Below are 4,122 nucleotides of genomic sequence, written 5' to 3'. Positions count from 1 at the left end.
CCTGACGCCCTTCGGCTTCCAGTCCGAACGCCGCACCTTCTGGGCCGCACCGGAGACCTATTTCGAGCTCTCGCCCTTCATGCATGCCGACCAGATCAATGAGCCCATGCTGATGATCCACGGCCAGATGGACAATAATTCCGGCACCTATCCGATGCAGTCCGAGCGCATGTTCGCCGCCGTTAAGGGCAATGCCGGCACCGCCCGCCTGGTCATGCTCCCCTATGAAAGCCACGGCTATCGAGGCCGGGAGAGCATCCTGCACGTGCTGGCCGAAAGCATCGACTGGCTGGACCGCTGGGTGAAGCCGGAGGTCAATCCGATGGGTGGGGATGAGGAAGAGGCTGCGGAGTAGGCAGACTGGCCGCAGCTTACGGTTTGAAGACGACGTCCCGATGGTATTCGAGGAATGCTGCGTGGGGACGCAAATGGCTTTCGCGTGGTACTCGAACTTGGGTATCCGCCAGTTTGAGGCGCCGATCTAGATCGCTCGGGAGACGGCTTGAGCGAATGATGTGAAGGTCATTCGCTATCGAAACTAGGCCGTGGTCAAAAAGCCAATGTGCTGTTTGGCATAACGCCAACCCATTGCTAGCGATGTCGGGGCCTTTGTCGGTGATCGGCCGTATGTGCGCGGCCTCCATCTCAGCGTGACCGTTGTGGTCGAGGACTCGTATCCCGGTAAAGGCACAGGTTTGCTCGTAGGCATTTGAAATTATTCGCGAGAATGCCGCATCTCGCACCAGGCGACTTCCCATCGCCTCTCGTATCAGCCGGTCGTCTTTGAGTGGCGTTTGGCCTATATCCGACAATGCTCCAGGTATGCCGCTAGCGTGACCTTCGGTTTGGAGAGCGGGCGCCATTCCCGCAGCGATAATCGCGTAAAATTCTTCGTCAGGGATGGGTCTAACAGACCAACCCATCCGGCCTCGGCTCAGTGTCCGCTCATCCAATTGGATGGAGCTTTCCCATGTCGCCGTCCGCGTTTTCCAAGGCTTTACGGGCTGAGGAAATTCAGCGTGGTCACTCAGGAAGGCATAAAAGTGATCGGGCTCAGCAGGATCTGGGCGAACTTCGTCGATTCTTGCAATCGCCCAGTAGCATTGGCCACGTACACCGCGTCTGGGCTGATAGAAAATTGCATAGTCGCCGACGGCACTCAGTATGCGGTCCAGATAGCGACGTGGGAAATGATAGGCCACACCGTCCTGATCGGCGTACCCACTGTCATCCTTTTGAGTTAAGACAACTTTTCCCATGGGAGAAGGCTACGGCAAACGCCGGATTTGTAAATGCGCGCTCTTGAATCAAAAACCCCGCCAGCATCGCCGGCGGGGTCTTTCAGTCCGATATCTGCCGACGTCAGATCAGTCGTCGTCATCCATGCTCGGCACCGCCACCGCGTGGAAGCCTGCATCCACATGCAGCGTTTCACCCGTGCAGGAGAAGCCGAGATCGCTGAGCAGGTAGAGGGCGGCGCCGGCGACGCCTTCCATCTTGGTGTCCTGCTTCATCATCGACCATTCGCGGCCGGTGCGCATCAGGGCCTTGCCGCCGGAAATGCCGGCCATGGCGAGGGTGCGCATCGGACCGGCCGAGAGCGCGTTGACGCGGATGTCCTTGGGGCCCAGGTCGCGGGCCATATAGCGGGTCGAGGCCTCGAGGGCTGCCTTGGCGACACCCATCACATTGTAGGACGGGACGACCCGCTCGGAGCCGAGATAGGTCAGCGTCACCATTGAGCCGCCATTGGGCATCAGGTGGGAGGCGCGCTTGCCGGCATCGACAAAGGAGAAGGCGGAGATGTCCATCGCCCGGCGCCAGCCTTCGCGGGTGGTGTTCTCGGTGAAGGAGCCGACCAGCTCGTCCTTGCCGGCAAAGGCAATGGCGTGGACGAGGAAGTCGATCGTGCCCCACTTGTCTTCCAGCGCCTTGAAACAGGCATCCATGGAGGCGTCATTGGTGACGTCTGCCTGGACCATGAAGGGCTCACAGGGCAGGCTCTCGACCAGCGGGCGGACCCGACGCTCGAGCGCTTCATCCTGGTAGGAAAAAGCGATCTCGGCGCCCTGGGCGGCCAATTGCTGGGCAATGCCCCAGGCAATCGAGTTCTTGTTGGCGACGCCCATGACAAGTCCGCGCTTGCCCTTCATCAGCTCGCCGGCCGGGAAAACCGTGTCACTCATCGTGATATCCTCTTTTTGGATCAGATGCCGCCGCATCGGGCGGGTCAGACTTTTTCGAAAACGACCGTGCCGTTGGTGCCACCAAAGCCGAAACTGTTCGACATGGCGGTTTTCAGATCGGCGTCGCGGGTCTCGGTGATGATCGGCAGGTTCAGGGCCGCAATGTCGGGATCCATGTCGAAGACATTGATCGACGGCGCGACGAAACCATTCTGCATCATCAACAGCGTGTAGATGGCTTCGTGCACGCCGGCGGCGCCGAGCGAGTGGCCCGTCATCGACTTGGTGCCGGATATCATCGGCGCGCTGTCACCGAAGACATCCTTGACCGCTTCCATCTCCTTGATGTCGCCGACCGGGGTCGCGGTGGCGTGCGGGTTGAGATAGTCGATCGGGTTGTTGACCGTTTCCATCGCCAGTTTCATCGAGCGGATGGCGCCTTCGCCGGACGGGGCGACCATGTCGTGCCCGTCAGAGGTGGCGCCATAGCCGGTCACTTCGGCGATGATATTGGCACCGCGTGCCTTGGCCCGCTCGTATTCTTCCAGAACAACCACGCCGGCACCGGCCCCGCCGACGAAACCGTCGCGGTCCTTGTCAAAGGCGCGCGACGCCTGTTCCGGCGTGTCGTTATATTTGGTCGACATGGCGCCCATGGCGTCGAACAGGTTGGAGAGGGCCCAGTGGATCTCCTCGCAACCGCCGGCAAACATGACGTCCTGCTTGCCCCACTGGATCTGCTCGGTCGCCGCTCCGATACAGTGCAGCGAGGTCGTGCAGGCCGAGGTGATGGAATAATTCACGCCGAGAATCTTGAACGGCGTGGCCAGTGTGGCCGACGCTGTCGAGCTCATTGCCTTGGGCACGGCAAACGGGCCGATCCGCTTGGGGCCCTTTTCGCGGGTGATGTCCGCGGCATTGACGATGGTGCCAGCGGACGGACCGCCCGAGCCCATGATGATGCCGGTGCGGTGGTTGGAAATATCGTTTTCTTCCAGACCACTGTGAGCAATGGCCTGTTCCATGGCCATATAGTTCCAGCCGGCGCCTTCCGACATGAAGCGGTAGACGCGCTTGTCGACATGGGCGGCCGGATCAATGTCCGGCTTGCCGCCAACCTGGCAGCGGAATCCAAGCTCGGCGAAGCTTTCCATGCGGCCAATGCCGCTCTTGCCGTTCTTCAGGGACTCGGTGACTTCCGCAGCATTATTGCCGATCGGGGAAATCACGCCGAGACCGGTAATGACAACACGACGCATGAGGCTCTCCTGGGTCAGGCCATTTCGCCGGGCTTGAACAGGCCCACGCGCAAATCCTTGGCAGTGTAGATGGTCTTGCCATCAACTTCGACACGACCATCACCGATGGCCATGATCAGGCGACGCTGGATAACGCGCTTGAGGTCGATGACATAGCGGACGGTCTTGCAGTCCGGCGTGATCTGGCCGGTGAATTTCACCTCGCCGACGCCCAGAGCCCGGCCCTTGCCGGGATTGCCCTTCCAGCACAGGAAGAAGCCAACCAGTTGCCACATGGCATCGAGGCCGAGGCAACCCGGCATCACCGGATCGCCCTTGAAGTGGCAGTCGAAGAACCAGAGGTCGGGCTTGATGTCGAGCTCGGCGATGATCTGGCCCTTGCCGTGTTCACCGGTTTCGTCATCGATGTGAGTGATGCGATCCATCATCAACATGGGCGGCGCGGGGAGCTGCGCATTGTCCGGTCCCCACATCTTTCCATTGCTGGAGTCGATCAGGTCATTGTAGCTGAAAGAGCTTTGGCGTTCAGTCATGTAGCCGATCAGTTGCGCCGCGGGTGAAGGCGCATGGCGATCACCGGGCTGGTCACGAAAACCCGACTGTCCATGGTCAGCCGGAAAGATCAGGGCAGAGCGGTATCATGGGCGACCGAGGGGCTCAAGGCGGGGTTGCCGTCG

Annotated in this window: 5 protein-coding genes; 1 reads left to right on the top strand and 4 read right to left on the bottom strand. The window is 60.5% G+C overall.

Annotated features, from left to right (window positions below; genetic code table 11):
* A partial coding sequence (locus QZ266_RS09030) for a prolyl oligopeptidase family serine peptidase (protein ID WP_295694201.1) occupies window positions 1-355 on the top strand: 355 nt, incomplete at its 5' end.
* A 16-nt stretch (window positions 356-371) separates the two neighbouring features.
* On the opposite strand, the gene QZ266_RS09025 is transcribed toward QZ266_RS09030, so the two are convergent.
* The 4 genes from QZ266_RS09025 to fabA form a co-directional block, all read right to left on the bottom strand.
* The gene (locus QZ266_RS09025) at window positions 372-1,259 is read right to left on the bottom strand and encodes an HNH endonuclease (protein WP_295694199.1); all 888 of its coding nucleotides are present in this window, start codon (window positions 1,257-1,259) and stop codon (window positions 372-374) included.
* Between the two features lie 108 nt (window positions 1,260-1,367).
* Complete coding sequence (locus QZ266_RS09020) at window positions 1,368-2,186, bottom strand: enoyl-ACP reductase (protein WP_121211387.1); 819 nt, start codon at window positions 2,184-2,186, stop codon at window positions 1,368-1,370.
* Between the two features lie 44 nt (window positions 2,187-2,230).
* On the bottom strand, window positions 2,231-3,445 hold the full coding sequence (gene fabB / locus QZ266_RS09015; RefSeq protein WP_295694189.1) for a beta-ketoacyl-ACP synthase I: 1,215 nt from the start codon (window positions 3,443-3,445) through the stop codon (window positions 2,231-2,233).
* Between the two features lie 14 nt (window positions 3,446-3,459).
* Window positions 3,460-3,978, bottom strand: a complete 519-nt coding sequence (gene fabA / locus QZ266_RS09010; RefSeq protein ID WP_295694186.1) for a bifunctional 3-hydroxydecanoyl-ACP dehydratase/trans-2-decenoyl-ACP isomerase — start codon at window positions 3,976-3,978, stop codon at window positions 3,460-3,462.
* Between the last annotated feature and the right edge of the window lie 144 nt (window positions 3,979-4,122).

Origin of the sequence: uncultured Maricaulis sp., from assembly GCF_905480005.1 — a bacterium.
In the GTDB taxonomy this organism is placed as follows: domain Bacteria; phylum Pseudomonadota; class Alphaproteobacteria; order Caulobacterales; family Maricaulaceae; genus Maricaulis.
The sequence above is the reverse complement of the archived record's forward strand: the minus strand, read 5'-3'. Positions and strand labels throughout refer to the sequence as shown.